The sequence below is a fragment of the Azospirillum oryzae genome, from assembly GCF_008364795.1.
GTDB lineage: Bacteria > Pseudomonadota > Alphaproteobacteria > Azospirillales > Azospirillaceae > Azospirillum > Azospirillum oryzae.
Genome location: NZ_VTTM01000002.1, coordinates 994,117 through 1,019,558, shown reverse-complemented (window position 1 = coordinate 1,019,558; position 25,442 = coordinate 994,117). Strand labels below are relative to the sequence as shown.

At 67.3% G+C, this 25,442-nt stretch carries 26 protein-coding genes; 14 read left to right on the top strand and 12 right to left on the bottom strand.

All coding sequences use genetic code 11. The annotated features are described in order from the left end of the window. Positions 1-137 precede the first annotated feature (137 nt). A complete protein-coding gene (locus tag FZ938_RS10830) occupies positions 138-818 on the top strand; it encodes a carbonic anhydrase (protein ID WP_149198482.1) in 681 nt (226 codons plus the stop codon). 101 nt (positions 819-919) lie between these two features. Next, positions 920-1,183, top strand: coding sequence for a hypothetical protein (locus FZ938_RS10825; protein WP_149198481.1), 264 nt, complete (start codon positions 920-922; stop codon positions 1,181-1,183). Here FZ938_RS10825 and FZ938_RS10820 read toward each other — a convergent pair. After that, positions 1,159-2,955, bottom strand: a complete 1,797-nt coding sequence (locus tag FZ938_RS10820) for a tetratricopeptide repeat protein (RefSeq protein WP_149198480.1) — start codon at positions 2,953-2,955, stop codon at positions 1,159-1,161. The two genes, FZ938_RS10825 and FZ938_RS10820, sit on opposite strands and share 25 nt — an antisense overlap. 183 nt (positions 2,956-3,138) lie before the next feature. Here FZ938_RS10820 and FZ938_RS10815 point away from each other — a divergent pair, with 183 nt between their 5' ends. Further along, on the top strand, positions 3,139-3,573 hold the full coding sequence (locus FZ938_RS10815) for a hypothetical protein (RefSeq protein WP_149198479.1): 435 nt from the start codon (positions 3,139-3,141) through the stop codon (positions 3,571-3,573). Positions 3,574-3,578: 5 nt separating this feature from the next. On the opposite strand, the gene FZ938_RS10810 is transcribed toward FZ938_RS10815, so the two are convergent. After that, complete coding sequence (locus FZ938_RS10810; RefSeq protein WP_246457393.1) at positions 3,579-4,034, bottom strand: TIGR02444 family protein; 456 nt, start codon at positions 4,032-4,034, stop codon at positions 3,579-3,581. Positions 4,035-4,058: 24 nt separating this feature from the next. Then, positions 4,059-5,153, bottom strand: coding sequence for an ATP-dependent 6-phosphofructokinase (locus tag FZ938_RS10805; RefSeq protein ID WP_149198478.1), 1,095 nt, complete (start codon positions 5,151-5,153; stop codon positions 4,059-4,061). A 272-nt stretch (positions 5,154-5,425) separates the two neighbouring features. Between FZ938_RS10805 and FZ938_RS10800 the strand changes: the two genes are divergently transcribed. Then, on the top strand, positions 5,426-5,626 hold the full coding sequence (locus FZ938_RS10800; protein ID WP_085089646.1) for a YdcH family protein: 201 nt from the start codon (positions 5,426-5,428) through the stop codon (positions 5,624-5,626). Between the two features lie 122 nt (positions 5,627-5,748). On the opposite strand, the gene FZ938_RS10795 is transcribed toward FZ938_RS10800, so the two are convergent. Then, the gene (locus tag FZ938_RS10795) at positions 5,749-6,213 is read right to left on the bottom strand and encodes a group III truncated hemoglobin (protein ID WP_246457391.1); all 465 of its coding nucleotides are present in this window, start codon (positions 6,211-6,213) and stop codon (positions 5,749-5,751) included. A 215-nt stretch (positions 6,214-6,428) separates the two neighbouring features. Between FZ938_RS10795 and purE the strand changes: the two genes are divergently transcribed. The 5 genes from purE to FZ938_RS10770 all read left to right on the top strand — a co-directional run bounded on the left by purE (position 6,429) and on the right by FZ938_RS10770 (position 11,954). Beyond that, positions 6,429-6,965: a 5-(carboxyamino)imidazole ribonucleotide mutase gene (gene purE, locus FZ938_RS10790; protein WP_149198477.1), complete on the top strand. Its 537-nt coding sequence runs from the start codon at positions 6,429-6,431 to the stop codon at positions 6,963-6,965. Positions 6,966-7,001: 36 nt separating this feature from the next. After that, positions 7,002-8,126, top strand: coding sequence for a 5-(carboxyamino)imidazole ribonucleotide synthase (locus FZ938_RS10785; protein ID WP_149198476.1), 1,125 nt, complete (start codon positions 7,002-7,004; stop codon positions 8,124-8,126). A gap of 61 nt (positions 8,127-8,187) precedes the next feature. After that, positions 8,188-8,628 (top strand): hypothetical protein, encoded by a 441-nt coding sequence (locus tag FZ938_RS10780; protein WP_149198475.1) that lies wholly within the window; start codon positions 8,188-8,190, stop codon positions 8,626-8,628. A gap of 70 nt (positions 8,629-8,698) precedes the next feature. Beyond that, a complete protein-coding gene (locus FZ938_RS10775; RefSeq protein WP_149198474.1) occupies positions 8,699-9,862 on the top strand; it encodes an acyltransferase family protein in 1,164 nt (387 codons plus the stop codon). Positions 9,863-10,235: 373 nt separating this feature from the next. Beyond that, positions 10,236-11,954 (top strand): EAL domain-containing protein, encoded by a 1,719-nt coding sequence (locus tag FZ938_RS10770; protein WP_246457389.1) that lies wholly within the window; start codon positions 10,236-10,238, stop codon positions 11,952-11,954. A 15-nt stretch (positions 11,955-11,969) separates the two neighbouring features. Here the strand turns inward: FZ938_RS10770 and FZ938_RS10765 are convergent, their stop codons facing one another. From FZ938_RS10765 to fumC, 4 genes are all read right to left on the bottom strand, one after another. Beyond that, a complete protein-coding gene (locus FZ938_RS10765; RefSeq protein ID WP_149198472.1) occupies positions 11,970-12,176 on the bottom strand; it encodes a hypothetical protein in 207 nt (68 codons plus the stop codon). Positions 12,177-12,313: 137 nt separating this feature from the next. Continuing rightward, the gene (locus FZ938_RS10760) at positions 12,314-13,063 is read right to left on the bottom strand and encodes a DUF599 domain-containing protein (RefSeq protein ID WP_246457387.1); all 750 of its coding nucleotides are present in this window, start codon (positions 13,061-13,063) and stop codon (positions 12,314-12,316) included. A gap of 92 nt (positions 13,064-13,155) precedes the next feature. Further along, on the bottom strand, positions 13,156-13,371 hold the full coding sequence (locus FZ938_RS10755; RefSeq protein WP_149198471.1) for a ribbon-helix-helix domain-containing protein: 216 nt from the start codon (positions 13,369-13,371) through the stop codon (positions 13,156-13,158). An 85-nt stretch (positions 13,372-13,456) separates the two neighbouring features. After that, positions 13,457-14,848: a class II fumarate hydratase gene (gene fumC, locus FZ938_RS10750; RefSeq protein WP_149198470.1), complete on the bottom strand. Its 1,392-nt coding sequence runs from the start codon at positions 14,846-14,848 to the stop codon at positions 13,457-13,459. Between the two features lie 305 nt (positions 14,849-15,153). Between fumC and FZ938_RS10745 the strand changes: the two genes are divergently transcribed. Both FZ938_RS10745 and FZ938_RS10740 read left to right on the top strand, forming a co-directional pair. Then, on the top strand, positions 15,154-15,402 hold the full coding sequence (locus FZ938_RS10745) for a hypothetical protein (RefSeq protein ID WP_149198469.1): 249 nt from the start codon (positions 15,154-15,156) through the stop codon (positions 15,400-15,402). Positions 15,403-15,762: 360 nt separating this feature from the next. Beyond that, positions 15,763-15,978 carry a hypothetical protein gene (locus FZ938_RS10740; protein ID WP_149198468.1) on the top strand — a complete coding sequence of 72 codons (216 nt, stop codon included), beginning with the start codon at positions 15,763-15,765 and terminating at the stop codon, positions 15,976-15,978. A gap of 9 nt (positions 15,979-15,987) precedes the next feature. On the opposite strand, the gene FZ938_RS10735 is transcribed toward FZ938_RS10740, so the two are convergent. Both FZ938_RS10735 and FZ938_RS10730 read right to left on the bottom strand, forming a co-directional pair. Then, the gene (locus FZ938_RS10735) at positions 15,988-16,485 is read right to left on the bottom strand and encodes a GNAT family N-acetyltransferase (RefSeq protein ID WP_149198467.1); all 498 of its coding nucleotides are present in this window, start codon (positions 16,483-16,485) and stop codon (positions 15,988-15,990) included. Positions 16,486-16,578: 93 nt separating this feature from the next. Continuing rightward, a complete protein-coding gene (locus tag FZ938_RS10730) occupies positions 16,579-17,646 on the bottom strand; it encodes a CgeB family protein (RefSeq protein ID WP_149198466.1) in 1,068 nt (355 codons plus the stop codon). A gap of 377 nt (positions 17,647-18,023) precedes the next feature. Here FZ938_RS10730 and FZ938_RS10725 point away from each other — a divergent pair, with 377 nt between their 5' ends. Continuing rightward, positions 18,024-19,298 carry a lytic murein transglycosylase gene (locus FZ938_RS10725; protein ID WP_149198465.1) on the top strand — a complete coding sequence of 425 codons (1,275 nt, stop codon included), beginning with the start codon at positions 18,024-18,026 and terminating at the stop codon, positions 19,296-19,298. 23 nt (positions 19,299-19,321) lie between these two features. Here the strand turns inward: FZ938_RS10725 and FZ938_RS10720 are convergent, their stop codons facing one another. Then, positions 19,322-19,882 carry a cation diffusion facilitator family transporter gene (locus FZ938_RS10720; RefSeq protein WP_246457385.1) on the bottom strand — a complete coding sequence of 187 codons (561 nt, stop codon included), beginning with the start codon at positions 19,880-19,882 and terminating at the stop codon, positions 19,322-19,324. A gap of 377 nt (positions 19,883-20,259) precedes the next feature. Between FZ938_RS10720 and FZ938_RS10715 the strand changes: the two genes are divergently transcribed. Together FZ938_RS10715 and FZ938_RS10710 are read left to right on the top strand one after the other, a co-directional pair. After that, the gene (locus FZ938_RS10715; RefSeq protein WP_149198463.1) at positions 20,260-21,297 is read left to right on the top strand and encodes a response regulator; all 1,038 of its coding nucleotides are present in this window, start codon (positions 20,260-20,262) and stop codon (positions 21,295-21,297) included. A gap of 258 nt (positions 21,298-21,555) precedes the next feature. Then, complete coding sequence (locus FZ938_RS10710; RefSeq protein ID WP_149198462.1) at positions 21,556-25,059, top strand: indolepyruvate ferredoxin oxidoreductase family protein; 3,504 nt, start codon at positions 21,556-21,558, stop codon at positions 25,057-25,059. An 84-nt stretch (positions 25,060-25,143) separates the two neighbouring features. Here FZ938_RS10710 and FZ938_RS10705 read toward each other — a convergent pair whose 3' ends face one another. Then, on the bottom strand, positions 25,144-25,356 hold the full coding sequence (locus tag FZ938_RS10705; protein ID WP_149198461.1) for a hypothetical protein: 213 nt from the start codon (positions 25,354-25,356) through the stop codon (positions 25,144-25,146). Positions 25,357-25,442 lie beyond the last annotated feature (86 nt).

The window sequence follows — 25,442 nt, the reverse complement described above, 5'->3', positions numbered from 1 at the left end:
ACGCCGCGAACGGCTTGTTGCGGCACCACGCAACTGGCGGCTTGGTGCGCGGGCGCAATGCCGTTATACCGCTGTCAATGAATCATGACGCGGAGCCGGCAACGCCGCCGGCCGGCAGCAACGGGAACAGGCCGACCATGCCCTTCAGCAGCAAACCGAGCGAGCCCATCCGCCAGCTTCTGGCCGGCATCAAGTCCTTCCGCGCCCGTTACTACGAACGCCGGCCCGACAGCATGCGGCAACTGGTGACCGAAGGGCAGCACCCGGAGGTTCTGGTGATCGGCTGTTCCGACAGTCGGGTCGATCCCGCCCTGCTGACCACCGCCGAACCGGGCGAGTTGTTCGTCGTGCGCAACGTCGCCAACCTCGTCCCGCCCTATCAGCCCGACGGCGCCTATCACGGCACCTCGGCCGCCATCGAATACGCGGTCAAGTCGCTGAAGGTGTCGGAGATCATCGTGCTGGGCCATGCCCAGTGCGGCGGCATCCAGGGCCTGATCCGGCTGCGCGCAGGCCAGAAGTCGGAGGACGATTTCATTTCGCCCTGGGTGTCCATCGCCGGTTCGGCGCTCGACCCCTATGTCGGGCCGGAAGGCTCCGAACAGGCACGGGCCGATGCGGAAAAGCTACAGGACACCCCGGCAGTGATCGAGCGGGCGGCGGTCCGCGCGTCTGTCGACAACCTGATGACCTTCCCCTTCGTGCGCGAAGGAGTGGAAGCAGGCACGCTGAACATCCATGGCTGGTGGTTCGACATCCAGACGGGCGAAATGTGGGCGATCAATCCCACCACGCGCCTGTTCCAGCCGTTCGAGTAAAGATCGAGCGAAGCGCAGACGCGGGAATTTATCGGCGCCCTGCCCTGTTGAAGGCGAAGGAACGCTTTTTCTTCGCCACCACCAACCGGGAAGGGAATGCCATGAAGACCGCGCTTCGAGTCCTTATCATCGCCGCCGTGCCGCTGGCGCTCGCCGCCTGCAACCAGACCAGCAGCAGCGGCAGTGGCGGCGGCCTGTTCGGCGGCAGCGGCGGCGGGCTGTTCGGGTCGGGGAGTTCCGATTCGTCCTACGCCCGCAACGGCCGCTGCGACGATCCGCGCTACAACACCTCCAACGGCGGTCGGGCAGAGGCCGGGACCGACGATTACGACTGCTCGCGCTACGGCAACGGCCTGAAACGCTGAGCCAGCGCCGCCAGTTCGGCAGCCATGTGCCCGGCGACCGACGGCCAGTCGCCGGGTGCCGGCTGCCGGAACAGGCGGGCGGTCGGATACCACGGGCTGTCGTCGCCGCCGGTCAGCCAGCGCCAGTCGGGCGAAAAGGGCAGTGCCAGCCACGTCGGCACGCCGAGCGCCCCGGCCAGATGGGCCGGCCCGGTGCAGGACGACACCACGAGGTCGAGGTTGGCCATGATCGCCGCAGTATCGGCGAAGTCGCCGATCTCCGGCCCCAGGTCTGTGAAGCTGCCCGGCAGGACGGCGTCGGCGAGGTCGGCGCGCCCCGGCCCCATCTGCAAACCGTAGAAGCGGCAGCCCGGCACGTCGAGCAGCCCGCGCAGGCCGGCCAGCCTGGGTGAGCGCTCCTCGTCGCCGGGAAAGCGCGGGTTGCCGGCCCAGACGAGCCCGACGCGCATCGCGCCATGCGCCCCCAGCCGGTCGCGCCAGCGGCCGACACGCAGAAGATCGGGACGCAGATAGGGGATATCGGCCGGCACGCAGTCCACGACGGTGGCGAAGGCGCGCGGCAGGCTCATCAGCGGGCATTCGAGGTCGAAGGGCGGCAACGGGTCGCCGCGGGCGATGACCTGCGCCGCCCCCTCCACGCCCGGCATCGGCTCCAGCAGGGGCAGCAGGGGGCGCTGCACCTCCAGAACCACCCGGCCGCCGCGGGCCGCCACCAATGGGACATAGCGCAGGAATTGCAGCGTGTCGCCCAACCCCTGTTCGGCATAGAGCAGGATGGTCCGGCCGTTCAGCGGCTCGCCGCGCCATGTCGGCTGGGCGAAGCGGCGCCAGGGCGGTTCGGCGCGGTCGTCGTGGCGGCGCCAGTCGAACTCCGGCCAGCCGCGCGCGTAATCGCCGGCCATCAAGCGGGCAAAGCCGAGATTCCAATGCAGGCCGGCATCCTGCGGCCGGTCGGCCAGGGCGCGCTCGAAGTCGGCAGCCGCCTCCGCCGGGCGGGCCATGGCGATCAGGGCGGTGCCGCGGGCCGCATACAGCGATGAATTTGTCGAGGGGCCGGGCCGCAGCCGTTCGGCTACCGTGAAGCTCTCAAGCGACTCCGGGAAGCGGCCGAGCTTGGCCAGGACGGCGCCCAGCACCTCCCACGCCTCGCCGGCATTTCGGTCGAGCGCCAGCGAATCGCGGGCGGCGGACTCCGCCTCCGCCCAACGGCGTTGCGCGGCGAGCGCTGCGGCCAGGGTCGCGTGCGCGACGGCGGAGCGGGCGTTCAGGCGGAGCGAGCGGCGGGCACAACGCTCGGCCGCCGAGGAGTCTCCGGACGACAGCAGGGCGGCGGCCCGGTTCGCCAGCGCGTCGGCATGGCCGGGCGCCAGGGCCAGCGCCTCGGCGGTGGCGAGCAGCGCCGCCTCCATTCGCCCCAGCCGGCGCAGGGCACCGGCACGGCTGGCGTGGGCGTCGGCAAGGTCGGGCATGAGACGCAACGCCCGGCCATAGAGCCGCACGGCATTGTCCAATGCAGCGGCCGACTGCTCCACCCCGGCGAGGTTGGAAAGGCCGCCGGCGCCGTCGGGACGCAACGCTACCGCAAAGCGCAGGATGCGCCCAGCCAAGCCGAGGCGGCCGGTCTGGGCGGCGAGCACGCCCAGCAGTTCCATGGCATCGGCATGTTCCGGATCGGCGTCGAGGATTCGGCGATAGATGTCCTCCGCCTCCGCCACTCTGCCCGCCTGATGGTGGTCGAGGGCGATCAGCAGGGCCTGCGACAAAGTAACCATCGGAACTCTTGCGGGTTGGCGGGCGCGTTGCCGGGGCCCAGATCATGCCCCGGCATCCCCTCCCCGGTCCAGCCGGGCACGGTCGGAAATCGTCGCAAACGGTCACAGAATCGGGATTTTCCCTGGATTGTCATGAGGCTGACGCATCGCTATTGTCCGCGCCGCACTCCTGAGGAGCGGATCATGAACTCCCGCCCAATCCGGGCACTTTGCCAATCCGGCTTCCGCCGGGGCCAATCCGGCCTCCACCGGGTCGCTCTCGCCGCCGCCCTGTTGCTGGGCTCCGGGATCGCTGCCGCGCAAGCCAACGAAGGCGCCAAGTCGAACGGCTGCCCGTGGGCGCAGGACGTGACGCTGGAGATCAACGGCAAGACCCTGACGCTGAAGCAGGATGTCTTCACCACCACCAGCGCCGAGCCGATCGAGATCGAGTCCTTCAAGGTCGTCCCGCTGGTCGACCAGCTGAAACTGCGCATCATCGGCCCCAAGGGGCGCGAGTGGGAAGCGGCGCTGACCCGTCTGGTCAGCGGCAAGCGCTGCAGCGCCTTCTATGCGGGCAAGCCGGTGCTGGTGTCGAACGTCACCCGCAATCCGGACGAGCTGATTCTGAACAGGTAGGCGGTCTAACTCAGCACCCCGACCAGTTCGTCCAGCGCCGGGTCGCCGCCCGGCACCAGCAGCGCCATGTTGGCGGCGGCCAGTTCCACGCTGCCGCCCGGCTGCGGCAGGAACCCGCCGGCGGCGAACAGGCGGTCCTGCTGGACGCGCTCAGCCTCCAGTTCCGCGGCCTTCATGCGGCGGTAGAGGGCGTCGTCCTCCGTCTTGGCGCGGCGGCGCAGGGCACGCAGTGGGCGCACCATCTCATCGCGCCAGCCGGACACCGATCCGTCGATGCGGGCAATGTCCCCGGCGGACAGGCGGATGCCGCAATCCAGCCCGGCCCAGGCGGCGAACAGCAGGACATTGACGTCCACCCCGCGCCGGTCCTGCAAGGCCAGACAGCAGGCGGGCACCCCCGGCCGTCCGTAGACGGCCAGGGAAAAGTCCCAGAACGGGTTCGCCGACATCGAGCCTGTCATGGGGCGCCGCTCATGAGGCGCCCGTCAGTCGCCGAAGCTGATGTTCAGGCCGCGGGCGGTCTTCACCAGCGCGCCGTCCAGTTCGACACAGGAGTAATGCTCGATCGCCTCGGTGATCGGCACGTCGATGACGCTGCGGTTGGACCAGGCGACCATGCGGTTGAACTTGCCTTCCGCAATCAGGTCGACGGCATGGACGCCGAAAGCCGACGCGATCAGGCGGTCGCGCGGGCTGGGCATGCTGCCGCGCTGGACATGGCCGAGCACGGTGACGCGGGTCTCGGCTCCGGTGGCGTCGGCGATCTTCTCGCCGATATAGTCGCCGATGCCGCCATAGCGCTTCTCGCCGCCCTGGAGGATCTTCTTCACACCGGTGCCTTCCAGCGTCTTCACCGCTTCGGACACCACGACCAGGGCGAAATTGCGCCCAGAATCGCGGACGTCCTTGATCTTGGTGGCGATGCTTTCGATGGAATAGGGGATTTCCGGGATCAGGATCACGTCGGCCCCGCCGGCGATGCCGGCCGCCAGCGCGATGTGGCCGGCGTCGCGGCCCATCACCTCCAGAACCATCACGCGGTGGTGGCTGGCGGCGGTGGGCTGCAGGCGGTCCAGCGCCTCCACCGCCACGGCGACGGCGGTGTCGTAGCCGACCGACACCTCTGTCTTGCCCAGGTCGTTGTCGATGGTCTTAGGCACGCCCACCATCGGGAAGCCGCCCTTCTGCGCCAGCTTGTGCAGAATGGCGAAGCTGCCGTCGCCGCCGATGCCGATCAGCGCGTCCAGGCCGAGTTCGCGGTAGCCGCCGATGATCTCGTCGGAACGGTCCTTCAGCGTGCCGTCGGGCATCGGATAGGCGAAGGGGTCGCCTCGGTTGGTCGTGCCAAGGATGGTACCGCCCTGGCGCATCATGTGCCCGTCGACGGAGCCGAGGTCGAGCGTCTGGTACTGCACCGGACGCTGGAGCAGGCCCTGGGTGCCTTCCTTGATGCCCAGCACCTGCCAGCCATAGCCGGTGGCGCGGTGGACCACCGCACGGATGACCGCGTTCAGCCCGGCGCAATCGCCGCCGCTGGTCAGGATGCCGATACGCTTGCCGGCTTTAATTGGGGCAGTCATTGAGGGTTTCCCGTCCCGTTCGCCTGTTCATTGAAATGGACCACCATGTTACCGGAACAGGCGTTTCCCGCAATCATTGCCGGTATCCGCAAAGGAGGCATCGGGCCGATCCCCTCGCCGCGGCGATATCCCGGATGGCCAAAGGACCGAACCGGCGGTTTGGCGGTGCCGTGCCGCCGGATTTCTGGTATAGTCCGGCCCGCCCAGCCAACGGGTCACCCGCAAGAGCACCCCCGATCCACCCGGGGCAACGGCCATTCCTAACGGGCGCGATGAACGAGCAAGAGATTTTGAAGGAAAAGCTGGCGAGCTTGCGCAGCGAGCACCGCGACCTGGACGACGTCATCGCCCGGCTGGTCGAACGCGCGCCCTATGACCAGTTGCAGATGCAGCGGCTGAAAAAGCGCAAGCTGATGCTGAAGGACCAGATCATGGTCCTGGAGAGCCGGCTGCTGCCGGACATCATTGCTTAACCAAACGGGCCTGTTGACGTCGTCCCCGCAAGGGCGGGGATCCAGGCTTCCCGATCAAGCACCTGAAAAGCCTGGATTCCCGCCTTCGCGGGAATGACGGCTTGCCTGATGGGAAAGCACCCTCACTCCTTCTTGGGCACGGTGAAGAACTGGATGCCCATCTGGAAGCTGCGGGCGATGTTCTCGGCCTTGCCGATCAGGAAATTGGCGCCCTCGGCCGGCAGGACCTCGTGGGCGGTCTCGCGGAACAGGCCGAGCCAGCGCTCGAAATGCGGCGGCTCCAGCCCAAGCGAGATGTGGACTGGCATCGGGCGGCCGTCGTAACGCTGGGTCAGCAGGGCGATGGACGACCAGAAATCCATCATCTTGCGCAGATGCGGCTCCCAATCGGTGATGGCGCGGCCGAAGATCGGACCAAGCTCCTCGTCCTTCATGATCTTGCCGTAGAAGGTGCGCACCAGCGTCTCGATCGTCGCCTCGTCGATGCCGACGGCGGCCATCCGTTCCTCCGCCATCGCGGTGCGGATGTCGCGGTGCTCTTTGCGCCGGTCGTCGTTGGGGTCTTCGTTGGGAGCGGCGTCGGTCATGCGATGGGTCCGGTTCCGGGAATGAGCAGGGTCTATCCAGTCCATATATGACGGCACCATAGGTGGAACCATGTTCCATCGGAAGGGCCGGAATGTCGCAGCCGCAGGCTCGGATTCATCCTGGCCGCAGGAAGAGGCGCAGAGGCGCCTCTGGACAGGCGCCCGACTCTTCCTATAATGCGCCGCTTTCCGGACCTTGAGGAAAGCGCCAGGCCGTGACCGCCGATCACTCCCCGAACAGCACCCCTTCGGCTGCCGGCGCCCAGCCGCTGGTCGGCATCATCATGGGCAGCCAGTCCGATTGGACGACGATGAAGCATGCCGCCGACACGCTGGCGGCGCTGGGCGTCCCGCACGAGGTCCGCATCGTTTCCGCCCACCGCACTCCGCACCGGCTGGTGGAATACGCCACCACCGCCAAGGCGCGCGGGCTGAAGGTGGTGATCGCCGGGGCCGGCGGCGCCGCCCATCTGCCGGGCATGGCCGCGTCGATGACGCCGCTGCCGGTGTTCGGCGTTCCGGTCGAAAGCCACGCGCTGAAGGGCATGGACAGCCTGCTGTCGATCGTGCAGATGCCGGGCGGCGTCCCGGTCGGCACGCTGGCCATCGGCAAGGCCGGCGCCATCAACGCCGCCCTGCTGGCCGGCTCGGTCATCGCGCTGATGGATCCGGCGGTGGCAGAGGCGCTGGACGGCTGGCGCGCCCGCCAGACCGCCGCAGTGGCCGAGGCCCCCGTAGACGATCCCACCTGACGCGATCCCGCCTGACAGACAGAAAGCCCGACCGCCATGACCGGCAAGCCAACCGGCGCCCCCCTGCCCCGCCTCGCCCCCGGTTCCACCATCGGCATGCTGGGTGCCGGACAGCTCGGCCGGATGACGGCGCTTGCCGCCGCACGGCTGGGCTACAAGACCCATGTCTATGCTCCCGACGCGGCCGACAGCCCGGCGGCGCAGGTCAGCGCCGCTGCGACGGTGGCGGACTGGGATGATCTGGAGGCGCTGGAGCGCTTCGCCCGCTCGGTCGACGTGGTGACTCTGGAATGGGAGAATGTGCCGGTCGCCACCGCCGAGCATCTGCGCCGCTTCACCAATCTGAACCCCGGCCCGAACGTGCTGTCGGTGGCGCAGGACCGCATCGCCGAGAAGAGCTTCGTCAACACGCTCGGCATCGCGACCGCACCCTGGCGCGCGGCCAACAGCGCCGAGGAGGTCGCCCGCGCGGTGGCGGAGATCGGCCCGCGCTGCGTGCTGAAATCGACGCGGCTCGGTTATGACGGCAAGGGGCAGGCGCGGCTGGACAGCGGCAGCGATCCGGCCGCCGCCTGGGCCGGCATCGGCGGCGGCAAGCCGGGGGTGGAGGGCATCGTCGAGGGCTTCGTCACCTTCGCCTGCGAGGTGTCGGTGATCGTCGCCCGCGGCGCCGACGGCACGATGGTCGCCTATCCGGCGGTGGAGAACCGCCACAAGGACGGCATCCTCGACGTCACCATCGCCCCGGCCGCGGCGGACAAGGTGTCGGATCGGACCGCGGCGGAGGCCGACCGCATCGCGCGCTGCATCGCCGAGGCTTTGGATCTGGTCGGCGTGCTGGCGGTGGAGATGTTCGTCACCGACGACGGCAGTGTGCTGGTCAACGAAATGGCGCCGCGTCCGCACAATTCCGGACATTGGACCATGGACGCCTGCGCCACCTGCCAGTTCGAACAGCTGGTACGCGCGGTCTGCGGCCTGCCGCTGGGATCGGTGGAGCGGGTGGCGGATGCCGAGATGACCAACCTGATCGGCGACGACGTGCTGCGCTGGCCCGACCTGCTGGCCGAACCCGGCGCCCGGCTGCACCTGTACGGCAAGGCGGAGGCGCGGCCCGGCCGCAAGATGGGCCACGTCAACCGGCTGTTCGCGCGCCGCTGACGGTCCGGATCACGCAAAGACTTGAAGGCCCCGCGACCGGACCGGTCGCGGGGCCTTTTTCGTGCCAGGATTTCATGTCAGGGCCGAATTCGTTCTCGCCACGGCCGATCTGCAGCCACTGCACGCGCTGCGCCGGTGGATGGGCATCATCCGGTTTTCCGGCCGCGACGAGATGGATGAAGGATGCCGGGCGGAACGGCCGGGCACAATCACGGGGACGTTCAACCGCTGGCCGCAGGAGGCGTACCGCCCCGGCGGCAACCAGCAGGTGGCAGGGAAGCGAATCCGTGCGGCGTCCCGCGCGATCGGCGATATGACCGTCCGCCAACCCGGCGCATCCGCACACCCTGGGAATCGTACACTCCACACGGGCGACCTGACGGAGGTAGCCGCCGCAATCCTTCGAAATAAGCCATATTTTCGACTATTTGACTGCATGGCTGGCATTTACTTTCACCTGGCGGTTATTGGGCGCAATATTCCTTACCATTCGAAGGAATAATTCGCCGCAACCATAGTATCGGCAGCCGAAATGACCTGACTGAGATGATACCCGGATTTGGAGAATCCCAATGCGCTTTCCAGTGCTCGACGGCTGGCGCGGTTTATGCGCCTTATTCGTGGCTTTGTTTCATTTTAGCGCATTAGGGAATTTCTATTTTAATCCGTTCATTCGCGGCAGTTATTTGTTTGTCGACTTCTTCTTTGTCCTTAGCGGCTTCGTCATCACCCATGCCTATCTCGGGCGCCTGAACTCGGCCCCGGACGCCGGGAGTTTTCTTGTCCGGCGGTTGGGCCGTGTCTGGCCCCTGCATGCGGTCACCCTGGTCGCCTTCATTCCGCTGGAGATCGTCAAGGCCTTGGCGATTCACGGCGAGGCCGGGGCTTTCACCGGCCGCTTCGCGCCGTCGTCCATCCTCAGCAACCTCTTCCTGGTCCATTCGCTGGGCGTCGAGGGCGAACTGACCTGGAACATGCCGAGTTGGTCGATCAGCGCGGAGCTTTTCGCCTATGTCACCTTTGCCCTGGTCTGCCTGCTGGCCCGCCGCCCCTGGCTAGTGACGGCGTCGGCCGTGGCTCTGTCGGCCGCCGGCGCCTTCGTCGTCATGGGATGGTCGGACCAATACATCGACAGCAGTTTCGACCTTGGCTATTTCCGCTGCCTGTACGGCTTCTTCGCCGGGCATATCGTGTACCGCCTGTTCCTGGCCGCCCGCAGCGCCGGGCTGTCAAGGCTGCCGATGGCGGGGCAGATCGAGGCGGCCTGTCTGGCCGTGGTGATCGTTTTCGTGGCGATGGCGCGCGGCAACGCCCTGTCCTTCGCCTCGCCTCTGCTGTTCGGTCTGGTGGTCTGGGTGTTCGCCTTCGAGGGTGGATCGTTCTCGCGGCTGCTGGCGAGGCGGCCCTTCCGGTGGCTGGGCGCCCGCTCCTACTCCATCTACATGGTGCATGCGCTGGTCATCGCCCTGTACCAGAAGATTGCGGCCGTAATGCAGAAGCTGCTGGGCCAGCCGATGTTCGTGGAGTCGGTGGTCGACAGCGGCGAGACGCGGCTGATCTTCTTCGGTGCGACCTGGGTGATGGATGGGCTTGCCCTCGCCTATCTGGCGACGGTGGTCGGGGTGTCCGCCCTGACCTACCGCTTCGTCGAAATGCCCGGACAGGCCAGCTTCAACGCGGTGCTTCTGGGCCGGCGCAAACCCACAGCGCAACCGGCAACCGTGGAAGTCACCTGAGCCGGCACACCGGGCGCGGGAATTCTGGCGCCCCCTCGACAACCCGCTCGCCGGAGCTGCCGATTCCCGACCGGCACTCCGAACGGCGATCGTTGCGGCAGCGGAATGATGGCGTCAAGTTTTCGGTAACGATAATTTTCGAGAAGACAGGCAGAAGGTAAGGCGCCGCAGGGTCGTTAGCATTTGCGGAATAGATGACACAAATTGTCGCGTTTTGTTAAGCCGAAGGTCGTCGGCAACAGACTCTCTTCTAACCTATGGCGATATTGGTTACTCTCGGTCACATTCATCCTGAAACTCTCTAAACTTTGATGCAATTTGTAACCTCATGACGATGCCGTTGGCGCAAGACAGTGCAGGACGCTCCGCCCCGGTGATAGCACCGGCCATCGGCCCGGTGGTGACGCCGGCTGCCGGTCCGGCGGCGCCGCGCCGTCAGGCGTCGAGCCGCGACCGCGACCGCTTCGTCGGGTTTGCCTTTGCTGCCGCTGACCTGCTGATCGAAACGGACGCGCAGGGCAACATCCTGTTTTCCGCAGGGGCACGCTGCCGTCTGACCAAGGGCGAGGTCGGCGGTCTGGTCGGCACCAACCTGATGGAGGTGGTCGCGCCCGGCGACCGCAAATACGTCCATGTCCTGTTCGACCGCATCCGGGAGAAGGCGCGGATCAAGCCGTCGCGCGTGCTGTTCCAGGCCTTCGACGGGCAGCAGTTCCCGGCCCTGCTGGGCGGTTGCCGGCTCGATTCCTGTCCGGGGTCGCTTTTCCTGACCGTGCTGTTGACCGCACCGCAACGCCACGGTGCCGGTGCAGCAGCCGCCGCGCAGGGCGAACTGCTGGACCAGACCGGCTTCGCCGGCATCCTGGAGGAGCGGATCCTCGCCGCCCGCGAGAAGGGGCTCGACCAGGGGCTGACCCTGTTGCTTGTCGAAGGTCTGCAGGCGATGGTGGAGGCGATGCCGGAAGGCGCCGCGGCGGAGGTGCGCGAGGGCATCGACGCCTATCTGCGCGGCATTTCCGCCGACGGCGACAGCGCCGGGCAGCTGACCGGCGATCGGTACGGCATCGTCCATACCACCGACATCGACGGGAACGAGGTGCAGGGCCACATCGCCCAGATCATCGAGGCGGCGGGCGGCGCCCTGCCCGGCGGCATCCGGTCCTGGACGCTGGACATGGCCGACGACCGGCTGGACGCGGCGGATGCGGCCCGCGCGCTGGTCTATACGGTGCAGGCCTTCGCCTCGGCGCAGGGCGGGGAGTTCACCATCTCCAGCCTGGAGGATGGCGCCAACCGGCTGATGGCCGGCGCGGTGGAACGGATCGGCCAGCTTCGCGCGACGATCGACAACCGCGACTTCATCGTCGTCTACCAGCCGATCGTCGACATCGGCACCGGCGCCGTCCACCATCTGGAGGCGCTGACCCGTGTCGACGGGATGAAGTCGCCGGCCGACTTCATCACATTCGCCGAGGATGTCGGGCTGATCTACGATTTCGACCTGCTGCTGACCCGGACGGTGTTGGACACGCTGCAGGAATTCCGCAAGGAGCCCAAGCTGCCGGACGTGGCGATCAACCTGTCGGCCAAGACGCTGATGAGCCCGATCTTCCTCAAGCAGTTCCAGTCGGTCGTCGCCCCTTATGGCGATCTGGCCGCGAAGCTGCTGATCGAAGTGACGGAAACCGTCGTCGTCACCGACATCGCCAAGCTGAACGAGGTGCTGCAGAAGCTGCGCGAGGGCGGGTTCCGCATCTGCCTGGACGATGTCGGCGCCGGTTCGACCAGCTTCCAGTCGCTGTACGGCATCCAGGCCGATTACGCCAAGATCGACGGCAGTTTCGTCCGCGGCGCCGTCGGCAACCCGCGCGACATGGCCATGCTGCGGTCGATGGTCGACGTCTGCCGCCAGCTGGGGCTGGACCTGATCGGCGAGCAGGTGGAAGAGACGGTGCACGCCGACCTGCTGACCGGGCTGGGGGTGTCGCTGGCCCAGGGCTTCCTGTTCAGCCGGCCGTCGCGGGACTTCGCCTATTTCGCCAAGGACTGGTCGAAGGTGCGCAGCGGCGGCAAGGTGCTGCTGAAGGGCTGAGCCGGGCCGGCCGGATCAGGCGAGCGCCGTCGCTCCAGCGAAGTCACCCATCCCGTCGATGCTGTGGACCTGCTCCAGCCGGTGGCGGGCGGCGTCCAGCAGTTGCCGGTTATGGGCGAGCGCGTTCGCGCCCGCACAGCCGTCACGCAGGTGCATGCGGCGCAGCAGCGCTTCGGCCTGGTCCAGGGTATCCATGATGCTCAGTGCGGTATCGGCGTCCATCGTCGCCCTCATATCCTCTGCGCCGCGCGGGAAGTACGGCGCTCCGTCTTTGATGCGTCGACCTTAGACGCTGCAACTCGCCATCAGGTAGAGGATATTTGGTCGCACACGCGGGAGAAATGACAGCTTTTTAATTGTTATTTCATCTTGGTTGAATCGTTTCTCTCCAACCATTGCGTCTGCGCGCGGATTACCTTCTCGGTGGCGGAAAATGCCTGCCGGCGGGTAAGGACCAGCACCACGCCGCTGGACGCCGCGATCAGGGGAATCGGGCCGATGACCCAGACCAGGGCGGCCAGGGCGAAGTAATAGGCGCGGATACCGCCGTTCAACGCGGTGATCGCCAGGGTCAAGGCCTCGCCAATCGACTGGGCGATGACCTTGCGGTCCTCCGGCGGCACCGGCGGCATTGGGGCCGAACCGATCAGGGCGCAGCAGTAATTGTACTGGCGCAGCGCCCAGGTGAACTTGAAGAAGCCGAAGGTGAAGATCACCACCATCAGCAGCATCTTGATCTCGAAGAGCTGGGGCGAGGTCTGGACGGCGAAGGACAGGTCGGAGACGAACTGCTGCGCCCGTTCCGCCGCGCCGAAGGACCCGATCAGGCCGGCCAGCACCAGCATGTTGGTGGAGGCGAAGAAGGTGCAGCTGTGCATGGTGTGGCCGAACAGCTGCGAATCGATGATGCGGTTGTCACGCTCCAGCATCCGTTCGATCCAGTGACGGCGCACGATCCGCAGATGCTGGTTCAGCACATTGCGGCCGGTCAGCAGATGGTCCTGGGTGATGGTGAAGCCGACCCAGGAGCCGACGAACCAGACGAAGGCGATGATGTCGAGCGTGGTGACGTCGGCGGGTATGGCGGCGGACATGGCGGCGGGTGGCATGGCGGCGGGGTCTCGTCGGGAGGCGGACGGCCAGCAAGCGTGTACGCCGGCGGCGGGCGGCTGTCCATTGCGGCTGTCCGCGAACCACTCTCTTACCCTTCCCCGGCTCCGCGCCCCTGCACCGCCTTCAGAACGTGGACGCGGATGGCACTGGAGAGATTGCCGGTGCGGGTCTGGTCGATCTCCTCGATCAGGGCGTTCACCGACAGACCGCGGGCCTGGGCGACCGATTTCAGGGCGTCCCAGAACTCCTCCTCGAGGGAGACGCTGGTGGGGTGGCCGGCGATCAGGACCGAACGCTTCTTCATGGTCACGCACGCACCGCAAGTGGGAGATGGGGGTGGTCAGAGGAAGGCCGGAACGGCCGGGAACCACCCCACCCTAACCCCAAGCTTAACCGGGACCAACCATCCGTTCGGGTCGAACCCATTGATCGAATTGCTCATCCGTCAGGAGTCCGAGTTCGCGTCCGGCCTCCTTTAGACTTGTCCCTTCCTTGTGGGCTTTCTTGGCGATCTTCGCCGCATTGTCATAGCCGATGTGGGGATTGAGCGCCGTCACCAGCATCAGGCTGTCCGACACCAGCTTGGCGATGCGGTCGCGGTTGGCCTCGATTCCCACCACGCAATTGTCGGTGAAGCTGTTCGCGGCATCGGCCAGCAGGCGGATCGACTGCAGAACGTTGAAGGCGATCACCGGCTTGAAAACGTTCAGTTCGAAATGTCCGGTGGCGCCGGCAACCGTCACGGTGGTGTGGTTGCCCATCACCTGGGCGCAGACCATCGTCATCGCCTCCGACTGGGTCGGGTTGACCTTGCCGGGCATGATGGAGGAGCCGGGCTCGTTTTCCGGCAGCGACAACTCGCCGATGCCCGACCGCGGGCCGGAGCCCAAGAGGCGGATGTCGTTGGCGATCTTCATCAGCGACACCGCCAGCGTGTTCAGGTGCCCATGCACGTCGACCAGCGAATCATGGGTCGCCAGCGCCTCGAACTTGTTCTCCGCGGTGACGAAGGGAAGGCCGGTGAAGGCCGCCACCTCCTCCGCGAACGCCTCGGCGAAGCCGGGCTTGGCGTTCAGGCCGGTGCCGACCGCCGTGCCGCCCTGGGCCAGCCGGTAGATCTGCGGCAGCGCGTCCTTCACCCGCGCGATGCCATAGGAGACCTGGGCGGCATAGCCTGAGAACTCCTGCCCCAGGGTCAGCGGCGTGGCATCCTGCAGATGGGTGCGGCCGATCTTGACGATGTCCTGGAAGGCATCGGACTTGGCATCCAGCGCCGTGCGCAGATGCTCCAGCGCCGGGATCAGACTGCGCACGATCTCGTCGGCCGCCGCGATGTGCATGGCGGTGGGGAAACTGTCGTTGGACGACTGCCCCATGTTGACATGGTCGTTGGGGTGGATCGGCGTCTTCGACCCCATGGTGCCGCCGAGCTTCTCGATGGCGCGGTTGGCGATCACCTCGTTGGCGTTCATGTTGGACTGGGTGCCGGAGCCGGTCTGCCAGACCACCAGCGGGAAATGGTCGGCCAGCCGGCCGTCGATCACCTCGTCCGCCGCCTCCATGATCGCGGCGCCCAGTTTGGGATCGAGCACGCCCAGCTTCAGGTTGGCGGCGGCGGCGGCGCGCTTCTGGATGCCCAGCGCACGCACCAGCGGGGCCGGCATGCGCTCCCCGCCGATGCGGAAATTCTGGAGCGAGCGCTGGGTCTGCGCGCCCCAGTAACGGTCGGCCGGAACGTCTATGGGGCCGAAGCTGTCGGTTTCGGTGCGGACACCGCTCATGGTCGAACCTTTCCTGATCGCCGCTTTTGGTCACGGATGGGGCGGGTTGCAAATGCTCCCGCCCCGCCTGATCTTTGCGGTGAAGGCACGGACGGCAAGGGGCGGATTGACGGGGCGTTTCGGGGCGGTCCAAGCGGGAGCTTGGGCGACTCGGCAGAAATCCTCGCTTCACCCCCGAATTTGTTCTTGTTGCGTTCGCAGTTCTTCCGTACCCTTTTCCGAGAGACCGGTTGAGCCGCCGCAAGTCGGGCGGTCATCGACAAATTTCGGCGACAGCATTGGGCGACAGCGACAAGGGGAACAGAATGGACGATCTGGCACACGACCATATCCGCGCCTTCATTGCCCGGACGCGCGTTTCGGAGATGAAGAGCCGCGGCTGGCGCGTTCTTGGCACGGGGGAGGAAGGATCCGTCCTGATGGAAGGCCCGATGCTGGCCGGGCGGGCCGCCGTGCTGGATGCGCCCATCGGCGGGATTTTCGACGATCTGGTCGCCCGCGCGCTGGAACGCGCCGACGCACGCGACCGCATGACCGCCCGCCGCGCCGCCTGATCACATCGAGCCGCCGGCATTTTCAGGGGGACACGTTCCCCAACGGGGTTGACGGGACTGCACCCTTTGGTAGTCCCTCCCTCCAATTCCCTCGGGCGGTCTGAGCAACCAGACATAGCGGTGCGTGTTGTCATAGTGCATGGCACCCGCCGGGACATCCGGCAGTGACCCATTGTTGCAGGGCATCGGGCGTCACCCCAGACGTTCGAGGTAACTCTTCGGAGTGGTCGTAGGCGACGCGACCATAGATCGGAAGTACCCCCGAAGATACCACCTGCTGCATAGTCCTGTTAGGAAGTCTTTAACTGGACCGATGGCTTTATGAAGTCATCGGGAACGCTCAGGCCAAGGGAGATTTACATGATCGGCGCCGTCAACACCAAGAAGATCAACGCGTCCTCTGCGGCCCATATCGCGCTTCTCGATCAGTTCATTCGATTGACCCAAGACACCATCGTCGAGCAGGACGACGCTTTCGTTCGCGACAGCTTGGTCGATCTACTGGCCAACTTGCGCAACGAACGCGCCGACTATGCCGAGATCATCGGCGCGTCCGCGTTGAACCGCGCCGTCTGATCCCCCGCCTTACTTCTCCCCGGCCAAACCCTCGGCCGCGAGATTGGCCAGCGCTTCGCCGGTCAGGCGGTAGGGAAGCCATTCCTTCATCTGGCTGAACCCGATCCGGTCGTAGAAGCCGCGCGCCGGGTTCCAATCCAGGACACTCAGATCGACGCGACGGTAGCCGCGCTCCACCGCGCGTTGCGCCACCGCGGCCAGCAGCTTGCGGCCGACGCCGTAGCGCCGCGCGTCCGGCGTGACGTAGAGATCCTCGACATACAAGCCGGGCCGCCCCTCCCAGGTGGAGAAGTTGCGGAAGGTCAGCACGAAGCCGGCCGGCGTGCCGTCCAGTTCGGCGATCAGCGCCTCGAACACCGGCTGCGGCCCCCAACCGTCGCGGCGGAAATCCTCCTCGGTCGCCTTGACCGCATCGGCCTCGCGCTCGAACTCCGCCAGTTCGCGGACGAAGCGCAGGATGGTGGAGCAGTCCTCTTCGACGGCAGGGCGGATGGTGACGGTCGGCATCGGCGACAGGTTCCCTGATTTGGGGCAAACGAAACGGGGAGCGGACCATAGCCCGCTCCCCGCTCTTGTGCACTCCCGTTGAACATGACGCCGTCAGTCGTCGCCGCCGCCCTTCAGGTCGAGGATGCCGCGCAGTTCCTGCACGCGGCGTTCGGCGCTGTGTTCGGCCAGCACCCGCTTGCGCGCCCGGCGGCCGAGGTCGGTCAGGTGGTTGCGCGGCAGCATCATCGCCGTGGTGACGTCGTCGGTCTGGGCGGCGACCAGGATCTCGCGGCCGGGCTCGAAGAAGCTGTCCAGCCCCTCCCACTGGTCGGCGACGATGGCGGAGCCGCAGGCGGCGGCCAGGAACAGCCGGTCGGACGGGCACCAGCCGATCCTGCGCTCGTCGTCACGGGCCAGCGTCAGCGCCAGGCTGGCCGAAGCGAGCACGTCGGCATGCTGCGCAGGGTCGAGATCGGGGAAGGTCAGGATGTTGGAGGCGCGCGGCACGCCGTCCGGCAAATCGGCGCCGACCAGCACGAAGCGACGGCGGGTCAGCCGCTGGGCGGGGTTGATGAAGAAATTGTCCAGCCCTTCGCGGATGCCGTCCGGCCCGCCGACGATGCAGCAGAGGTCGCCCAGATACTCCCGCTTGAAGTCGCCGGGCTTGTCCACCTCCGGCACGATCCAGGGATAGAGCGGGACCACCGACTCCGCACCGGCCTTGGCGCGGTAGCGGTCCAGCGCCGGCCCGCCGCAGGAGGCGAGCACCATGTCGAAGCCGCCCAGCCCGTCGGCCGGCAGATGGGCCACGCTCTCCCCCGCCTCCAGCGCGGTCAGGCTGACCGCCGCTTCGGGATCGTAGAGCACACGACGCGGCGCCTTGGACTGGCGGACGAGGTCGGCGGCATGGCGGGCGTCCGGCCCTTGCGCCACCACCAGTGCAACGCCGGCATCGTCGGCCTGCGCCGCCGCCTCCACGGCGACATCGTCCCAGGCGCCGTAGGACAGCACGTCGCCGCCGGGAATGGTCCAGGGCGTCGGCGCATCCGGGCCGCTGCGTTCGACCGCGACGACGCGATGGCCGCGGATCGCCAGCGCCTGGATCAGCGCACGCCAGCGCGATCTGTGCCCGCCATCATGGCGATACCCGTTGGTCAAGCCGAAGATCACGATTTTCATGGCGACGGCACCCTTGGCGTTCCGTGACAGAAGGCGGCCTCTTCGTCGAAGCGGTACCCGATCGATGCGGTTTCCGGATCGAAGCGCCTCCAGTTCAACGCGATTGAGGAAGGCGGTGTTCCGGACTTCGCTCCCGTCCCGTCAACCCTGTCGGGAACCGGTCTTCCCGGGACCATCCCCGAAGGGTGGAGCCCCGCCGGACGGGAATTGCGAAAGCGATGCATTGGATTTTGATATGGACCGGTCCGCCGGCCCTGCAAGCGTGTCGCCCCCGCAATCGGGGGTTCCACCCCGGAGGCGTCCATTTGTCGGTTGAGCCTTGCGGCCGGGAGCCTTAGGGTCACGCCCCGGTTCCCCCTCCGATCACGGTCGAGCGCATGCGAGTCCCGTTCCGTCATCCCGCCCGCCTCCTTCTCGCCACCCTTCTGATGGCCGGCTGCCAGAGCACCGGCGCCACCGCCCCGGTCGTCTCCGGCACCCCGACGGCTGCCGCCATCCCGGCCCCGGCGGCGGCGGCGGCGCAGCAGTCCGTCTCCTTCACCGAATGGCTGGCGGCCCTGCGTGCCGAAGCGCTGAGCCAGGGCATCCGTCCGCAGACCTTCGACCGCGCCTTCCAGCGGGTGAAGCTGTCCGACCGCGTGGTGGAACTGGACTCGGCCCAGCCCGAGTTCACCCGGCAAGTGTGGCAGTATTTGGACAGCGCCGTGAATGAAAAGCGCGTCCAGGACGGCCGGCAGAAGCTGCAGGAGCATGCGGCGTTGCTTTCCCGCATCACCCGCCGCACCGGCGTGCCGGGGGAGATCCTGGTCGCCTTCTGGGGGGTGGAGTCGGATTTCGGCAAGTCCACCGGCAACTTCTCGGTCATCGACGCGCTGACGACGCTGGCCTTCGAAGGCCGCCGCGCCGCCTATTTCCGCTCGGAACTGCTGGCGGCCCTGCGCATCCTCGAGTCCGGCGACATCGCGCCGGAACGGATGAGCGGCTCCTGGGCTGGGGCCATGGGCCAGACCCAGTTCATGCCGACCGTGTTCCTGCGCAACGCGGTGGACGAGGATGGCGACGGACATCGCGACATCTGGGGCAGCATGCCCGACGTGCTGGCTTCCACCGCCAAGTTCGTGCTCGCCAACGGCTGGCGGCCGGGCGAGTCCTGGGGGCAGGAAGTGCGGCTGCCCGACGGCTTCCCCTACGATCAGGCGGAGCTAAGCATCACCAAGCCGCTTTCGGAATGGCGCCGGCTGGGCGTGCGTCCGCTGGACGAAAGCGAGCTGGACGGCGACGGTTCCGCGGCGATCCTGGTGCTGGCCGGGCATCGCGGGCCGGCCTTCCTGGTGCGTGACAATTTCCGCGCGATCATGCGCTACAACCCGTCGACCAGCTATTCGCTGGCCGTGGCATTGCTGGCCGACCGCATGACCGGCAAGCCCGGCGTCCGCGGCAGCTGGCCGCGCGAGGAACAGGCGCTGAGCCGCGACGAGCGCATCGACCTGCAGCAGCGGCTTGGGGCGCTCGGCATGGAGCCGGGCGCGGCGGACGGCATCGTCGGGGCCAACACGCGCAACGCGGTGCGGCGGTTCCAGGCGTCCATCGGGGAAATCCCGGACGGCTTCGCCACCAAGGGATTGCTGGAGCGGTTGCGGCAGCGGTCGTAAAGGGGGCGGTGTCGGGGGGCGGTCTAACGCATCGGCGCAGACTTCCCCTCCCCCACCATCCAGCCGCGCAGCAGCCCCCAGGCGCCGGCCAGCAGAACCGCCGCCACGCCGGCGCCGACGAGCGCATCCGGCGCGCCGTCCAGCAGAAGCCAGCTTGCCGCCAGACCGACCAGCCCGGCGGCGAGCGGCAGAACATCCTTGCGCGAACACAGCCAGATCGCCCGCAGGGTCAGCGTGCCGCGCCGGTTGGCGAACAGCAGGGTCGCGCTCGCCACCGTCACGCCGATGGCCAGCAGCAGGGCAAGGCTGGCGAGCGGCACGTCGGGCATCGCCATGCCGGCGATGCTGCGCCCCGCCGTCACCACCAAGGCCACGGCGGCGACGGCCAGCGCCACCCCCTGCAGCAGCGACAACCGGGCGCGCAGGTCGGGTCGCCGCCCCATTCCGGCCAGGGTCACCGCATGGCCGGCGGCGTGGTTCAGCACCAGCAGCGCCGCCGCCCACAGCGACACCGCCTGCGTCGCGTTGGCGGCCGCGAGCAGCAGGGCGCCGAGCAGCCCGTTCACCACCATCGCCATCCGCATCGTGTGCTTCAGGTCGTCCGGCCCGCCGGACGGACGAGATGACCCTCCGCCGCAAGATCCGCCACCGCAGGATCCGCCACCGCATCCGCCATCCATCGCACTGCCCTTTCCCATAGGAGAATGGTGGGAATCATAGGATCACGGGGGCGGCGCGTCCATCGCCATCAGTATTTCCTGATATGCGCCGCATCCATGGCTGCGCATCGAAAGGGGTGGCGCCGCCGGCCTGCTACCCTTTCGAACGGCTGAGGGGATAACCCGGTCCACCCAACGGCGCATCGGGCGTCTCATTGGTCGCTTACCCGTCCCCCTCCATGAAAAGGAGCTGGGCGAGGCGGATATGGGGACAGACACAGCCGCATCATCGGAACCACTCCATGACGAAGCGCCCCGCCTCCCCCATCAAGATCCTGATTGTCGACGACAATCCGCTGCTGCAGCGGGCGTTGAAGGACATGCTGGGGCTTTGGGGCGTCGGCCAGATCACCGCGGTCGCCAACGGGCAGGAGGCCAAGGACGCCCTGCGGCGCGAGGTGTTCGACCTGATGGTGACCGACTGGGTGATGGAGCCGGTGGGCGGCGCGCAGCTGATCCAATGGATCCGCCAGTCGCCGGGCAGCCTGCGGCCCAACATGCCGATCATCGTGCTGACCGCCAACGCCGACCTCGCCACCGTGCGCAGCGCCTGGGACGCCGGCGCCGATTCCGTGCTGGCCAAGCCGGTGCCAGCCGCCACGCTGGCCCGGCGCATCGACGCGGTTCTGAACCGCCGTGACGGCGCCGCCCGAACCGGCAATGCGGAGCCGAGCCGCGACAGTGCGCGTCCGGCCGATCAAGGTGGCGCTTCCACCGCCGGACTGCCCTCCCCCCGGCCCGCGGCGCCGCGCCCGGCGGCAAGCGGTGCGGCGCAACTGCCCCCTCCCACCCCGCCCTCAACCTTCCCGCCCTCAACCGTCCCCGCATCGGCGGCACCGCCGGATCGCAGCGCCGCCACCATGCGCAGCGACGATCCGAAGCGGGTGCGGCTGCTGCTGGCGCTCGACAAGCTGGAGGCGGCGATCGACCGGCCCGACCCGATCGGCAGCCGGCTGCGCCACTCCCTGTCCGACCTGCAGATCGCCGCCGCCGGCGATTCCGCCGCGTCCTCCATCGTCGCGTCGCTGTCCACCTGCGTCACCTGGGTGGAGCCTGATGTCGAGGGCTATACCGACGCCCTGCAGGCCCATGCCGCGGCATTGCGCTGGCTGGTGGGGTCGGACGGCAGCACCCAGTCGATGGCGGTGGCGCTTTGCCTGATCCGCACGTTGCGCGCCAGCGTCCGCACCCTCGCCGCCCGCGGCCACAGCGACTTCGGCAGCTGGCCCGAAGGCGGCAGCCCGACCCCTCCGGGCAAATCCCCCCTCACCAGCCGCTGAGTCCATCCCCATATCGCTTGGGCGGGCTCAGGGCGAGAAGGAAACGGAGCGGGAATTTCCGCAAGGCAGGGCATTCCATACGCTCCGTTACGGAAGACCGCCGGTTGCCGGCCGATCCTTGCTTTTTGCGATCCGGCCGGCCACAGGCGTTGCGATATAAGACAGCCTTCATTACCTTTTTGCCCAGCGAACAAATCGGCGCCCCAGCACTCCGTCCAGGATTTTGCCAGGCTGCCGACCGATGGGAGGAAATGAAGAATGGCGCTCGCAACTGTCTCACTGGAAGACAAGTACGCGCTCGAAGAGGGGCGCGTTTACCTCACCGGCACCCAGGCGCTGGTGCGCCTGCCGATGATGCAGCGCCAGCGCGATCTCGCCGCCGGGCTGAACACCGGCTGCTTCATTTCCGGCTATCGCGGCTCGCCGCTGGGCGGCTTCGACCAGAATCTGTGGAACGCCCGTAAGTTCCTGGAAAAGAACCACATCCAGTTCCAGCCCGGCGTGAACGAGGAGCTTGGCGCCACCGCCGTCTGGGGCAGCCAGCAGGTCGGTATGTTCAAGGGCGCCAAGTATGACGGCGTCTTCGCCATGTGGTACGGCAAGGGCCCCGGCGTCGACCGTTCCGGCGACGTGTTCAAGCATGCCAACGCGGCCGGCACCTCGAAGAACGGCGGCGTGCTGGTGCTGACCGGCGACGACCACAACTGCAAATCCTCCACCTTCCCGCACCAGTCCGAACACGCCTACATGCACGCCATGATCCCGGTGCTGAACCCGTCGGGGGTGCAGGAGATCCTGGACTACGGCCTGATCGGCTGGCAGATGAGCCGCTTTTCCGGCTGCTGGATCGCCATGAAGACGATCGCGGAGACGGTGGACACCTCGGCGTCGGTCTATATCGACCCGCACCGCGTGTCCCCGATCATCCCCGCCGACTTCCCGATGCCGCCGGGCGGCCTGAACATCCGCTGGCCCGACCCGCCGCTGGAACAGGAACACCGGCTGATGAAGCACAAGCTGTACGCCGCCCTGGCGTTCGCGCGTGCCAACAAGCTGGACAAAGTGGTTATGGAGAGCCCGCGTCCGCGCTTCGGCATCGTCACCACTGGCAAGAGCTATCTCGACGTCCGTCAGGCCTTCGACGAGCTGGGCATCACCGAGGAGATGGCGGCCGACTGGGGCATCACCGTCTACAAGGTCGGCATGCCCTGGCCGCTGGAGCGCGATGGCGTCCGCCACTTCGCCGAGGGTCTTGAAGAGATCGTCGTCGTCGAGGAGAAGCGCGCGGTCATCGAGAACCAGCTGAAGGAACAGCTCTACAACTGGAACCCCGACGTCCGCCCGAAGGTGGTCGGCAAGTTCGACGAACAGGGCGAATGGATTCTGCCCAGCGCCGGCGAGCTGACCCCGGCCCAGATCGCCGTGGTGATCGGCCGCCGCCTGCAGCGCTTCATCGACAACGAAAACCTCGTCCGCCGCATCGCCTTCCTCGACGCGCAGGAGAAGCAGAAGGCCCATGTCGCCCGCGTGGTGCGCAAGCCGACCTTCTGCTCCGGCTGCCCGCACAACACCTCCACCGTCGTGCCGGAAGGCAGCCGGGCGCTGGGCGGCATCGGCTGCCATTACATGGCGACGTGGCTGGACCGCTCGACCGACACCTTCACCCAGATGGGCGGCGAGGGCGTGCCGTGGGTCGGTCAGGCCGCCTTCACCGATGAAAAGCACATCTTCGCCAATCTGGGCGACGGCACCTATTTCCACTCCGGCATCCTGGCGATCCGTCAGGCCATCGCCGCCAAGGTGAACATCACCTACAAGATCCTGTTCAACGACGCGGTCGCCATGACCGGCGGCCAGCCCTTCGACGGCACGCTGACCGTGCAGTCCATCGCCAACGTCCTGCGGGCGGAGGGCGTCCAGCGCATCACCGTCGTCTCCGACGAGCCGGAGAAGTACGGCATCAACAGCGGCCTGCCGCAATACGCCAACGTCGAGCATCGCGACGACCTCGACCGCGTGCAGAAGGAAATGCGCGAGGTCCCCGGCGTCAGCGTCCTGATCTATGACCAGACCTGCGCCACCGAGAAGCGCCGCCGCCGCAAGCGCGGCAAGATGGTCGACCCGGCCAAGCGCGTGGTCATCAACGAGCTGGTCTGCGAAGGCTGCGGCGACTGCTCCGCCAAATCGTCCTGCGTGTCGGTGATCCCGCAGGAGACCGAGTTCGGCCGCAAGCGCCAGATCGACCAGTCCAGCTGCAACAAGGACTATTCCTGCACCAAGGGCTTCTGCCCCAGCTTCGTGACGGTGGAAGGCGGGCAGCTGCGCAAACCGAAGCCTGCGCAGGCGAAGTCGGCCGACGCCACCCCCCTGCCCGCCCCCGCCATCCCGGCCTTCGACAAGACCTGGAGCCTGTATGTCACCGGCGTCGGCGGCACCGGCGTCGTCACCATCGGCGCGCTGCTGGGCATGGCCGCCCACATCGAGGGCAAGGGCGTCGGCGTGCTCGACATGACCGGCCTCGCCCAGAAGGGCGGCGCCGTCACCAGCCACATCCGCATCGCCAACTCGCCGGAGGACATCCACTCCGTCCGCATCGCCGCCGGCGGCGCTGACGCGGTGCTGGGCTGCGACCTGATCGTCGCGGCGGCGGGCGACGGCCTGTCGAAGATGACCGCCGGCCGCACCCGCGCCGTCATCAACACCCATGACAGCATCACCGCCGACTTCATCAAGAAGCCGGACATGGTGATCCCGGTGCGCGATCTGGTCGGCGACATCCGCAAGGCCTGCGGCGGCGACGCCAATGTCGACGCCTTCGACGCGACGAAGCTGGCCACCGCACTTCTGGGCGACAGCATCTACGCCAACCCGTTCCTGATGGGCTATGCGTGGCAGAAGGGGCTGATCCCGCTGACCGAGGAGTCGATCGTCAAGGCGATCGAGCTGAACGGCGTGTCGGTGAAGCTGAACCTCGACGCCTTCCAGTGGGGCCGCCGCGCCGCCGTCGATCTGGCCGCGGTGGAAGCCGCCGCGAAGCCTCAGGACGCGGTGCAGACCACGCCGTCGCTGCTGCTCGACCAGCGCCGCCAGTCCGGCAGCCTGGAGGAGGTGATCGAGCGCCGCCACCGCTTCCTGGTCGATTACCAGGACGCCGCCTATGCCGCCCGTTACCACGCGTTGATCGACTGGACCCGCCGGACGGAGCAGCAGAAGGTCCCCGGCTCCACCGCGCTGACCGAGGCGGTCGCCCGCGCCCACTTCAAGCTGATGGCCTACAAGGACGAGTATGAGGTGGCGCGCCTCTACACCGACAGCGGTTTCGTCGAGAATGTGCAGCGCATGTTCGAAGGCGACTGGAAGCTGACCTTCCACATGGCCCCGCCGGTGATGGGCGAGACCGAGGTGGACGGTGGCGAGCCGAAGAAGAAGACCTTCGGCCCGTGGATGCTGCACGCCCTGCGCCTGCTGGCCAAGGGCAAGCGCCTGCGCGGCACCCGGCTGGACCCGTTCGGCCGCACCGCCGAGCGCCGGCAGGAACGCCAGCTGATCGCCGATTACGAGGCGGTGGTGGGCGAGCTGCTGAACGGCCTGACCCGCGAGAAGCTGGCTCTGGCGGTGGAGATCGCCACCCTGCCAATGGAGATGCGCGGCTACGGTCCGGTGAAGGCTCGCAATGTTGCGGCGGCGAAGGCGAAGGAAGCCAAGCTGCTGGAGACGTTCCGCACCCCGGTCGCCACCCCGCAGCCGCTGGCGGCGGAGTGAGGCGGTTCGGGTCGTTCAGTGAGGTGAGGTGAGGTGAGGCGAAGGCGCCCTCCCCGGTGATGCTGGGGAGGGCGCATTCTTTTATCAGGGACGCTTCGATCCGGCGGTCATCTTCCAGATGGCGACGAAGAACAACGCCGTGCCGAGCAGAGCGGCATAGAGGACGATGCTCGGGTGGAAGATGAAGCCGATCGGCAGGATCAGCAGCATCAGCGCTGCCGCGAGCAACCCAAGCAGGAAGATGCCGGGGTTGAAGTGCTCATAGATCGGGGCGTTCAGGTCGGCGTGGGAGGCCATGGCGTGTGCTCCGTTCCAGTGCCGCGATTCGCGGCATTGATGAGGAATATGAGCGCAGTCTAATGGTATGTTGAGCAGGTGGCATT

Bases quoted from the DNA above. Each gene is read 5' to 3' on its own strand.
- FZ938_RS10740 (WP_149198468.1), top strand. From the start codon at position 15,763: ATGATCGGCGCCGTCAACACCAAGAAGATCAACGCGTCCTCTGCGGCC.
- FZ938_RS10830 (WP_149198482.1), top strand. From the start codon at position 138: ATGCCCTTCAGCAGCAAACCGAGCGAGCCCATCCGCCAGCTTCTGGCC.
- FZ938_RS10785 (WP_149198476.1), top strand. From the start codon at position 7,002: ATGACCGGCAAGCCAACCGGCGCCCCCCTGCCCCGCCTCGCCCCCGGT.
- FZ938_RS10815 (WP_149198479.1), top strand. From the start codon at position 3,139: ATGAACTCCCGCCCAATCCGGGCACTTTGCCAATCCGGCTTCCGCCGG.
- FZ938_RS10710 (WP_149198462.1), top strand. From the start codon at position 21,556: ATGGCGCTCGCAACTGTCTCACTGGAAGACAAGTACGCGCTCGAAGAG.
- FZ938_RS10825 (WP_149198481.1), top strand. From the start codon at position 920: ATGAAGACCGCGCTTCGAGTCCTTATCATCGCCGCCGTGCCGCTGGCG.
- FZ938_RS10745 (WP_149198469.1), top strand. From the start codon at position 15,154: ATGGACGATCTGGCACACGACCATATCCGCGCCTTCATTGCCCGGACG.
- FZ938_RS10715 (WP_149198463.1), top strand. From the start codon at position 20,260: ATGACGAAGCGCCCCGCCTCCCCCATCAAGATCCTGATTGTCGACGAC.
- FZ938_RS10765 (WP_149198472.1), bottom strand. From the start codon at position 12,176: ATGGACGCCGATACCGCACTGAGCATCATGGATACCCTGGACCAGGCC.
- FZ938_RS10810 (WP_246457393.1), bottom strand. From the start codon at position 4,034: ATGACAGGCTCGATGTCGGCGAACCCGTTCTGGGACTTTTCCCTGGCC.
- FZ938_RS10755 (WP_149198471.1), bottom strand. From the start codon at position 13,371: ATGAAGAAGCGTTCGGTCCTGATCGCCGGCCACCCCACCAGCGTCTCC.
- FZ938_RS10795 (WP_246457391.1), bottom strand. From the start codon at position 6,213: ATGACCGACGCCGCTCCCAACGAAGACCCCAACGACGACCGGCGCAAA.
- FZ938_RS10820 (WP_149198480.1), bottom strand. From the start codon at position 2,955: ATGGTTACTTTGTCGCAGGCCCTGCTGATCGCCCTCGACCACCATCAG.
- FZ938_RS10705 (WP_149198461.1), bottom strand. From the start codon at position 25,356: ATGGCCTCCCACGCCGACCTGAACGCCCCGATCTATGAGCACTTCAAC.
- FZ938_RS10805 (WP_149198478.1), bottom strand. From the start codon at position 5,153: ATGACTGCCCCAATTAAAGCCGGCAAGCGTATCGGCATCCTGACCAGC.
- FZ938_RS10800 (WP_085089646.1), top strand. From the start codon at position 5,426: ATGAACGAGCAAGAGATTTTGAAGGAAAAGCTGGCGAGCTTGCGCAGC.
- FZ938_RS10760 (WP_246457387.1), bottom strand. From the start codon at position 13,063: ATGCCACCCGCCGCCATGTCCGCCGCCATACCCGCCGACGTCACCACG.
- fumC (WP_149198470.1), bottom strand. From the start codon at position 14,848: ATGAGCGGTGTCCGCACCGAAACCGACAGCTTCGGCCCCATAGACGTT.
- FZ938_RS10735 (WP_149198467.1), bottom strand. From the start codon at position 16,485: ATGCCGACCGTCACCATCCGCCCTGCCGTCGAAGAGGACTGCTCCACC.
- FZ938_RS10775 (WP_149198474.1), top strand. From the start codon at position 8,699: ATGCGCTTTCCAGTGCTCGACGGCTGGCGCGGTTTATGCGCCTTATTC.
- FZ938_RS10720 (WP_246457385.1), bottom strand. From the start codon at position 19,882: ATGCGGATGGCGATGGTGGTGAACGGGCTGCTCGGCGCCCTGCTGCTC.
- FZ938_RS10730 (WP_149198466.1), bottom strand. From the start codon at position 17,646: ATGAAAATCGTGATCTTCGGCTTGACCAACGGGTATCGCCATGATGGC.
- FZ938_RS10725 (WP_149198465.1), top strand. From the start codon at position 18,024: ATGCGAGTCCCGTTCCGTCATCCCGCCCGCCTCCTTCTCGCCACCCTT.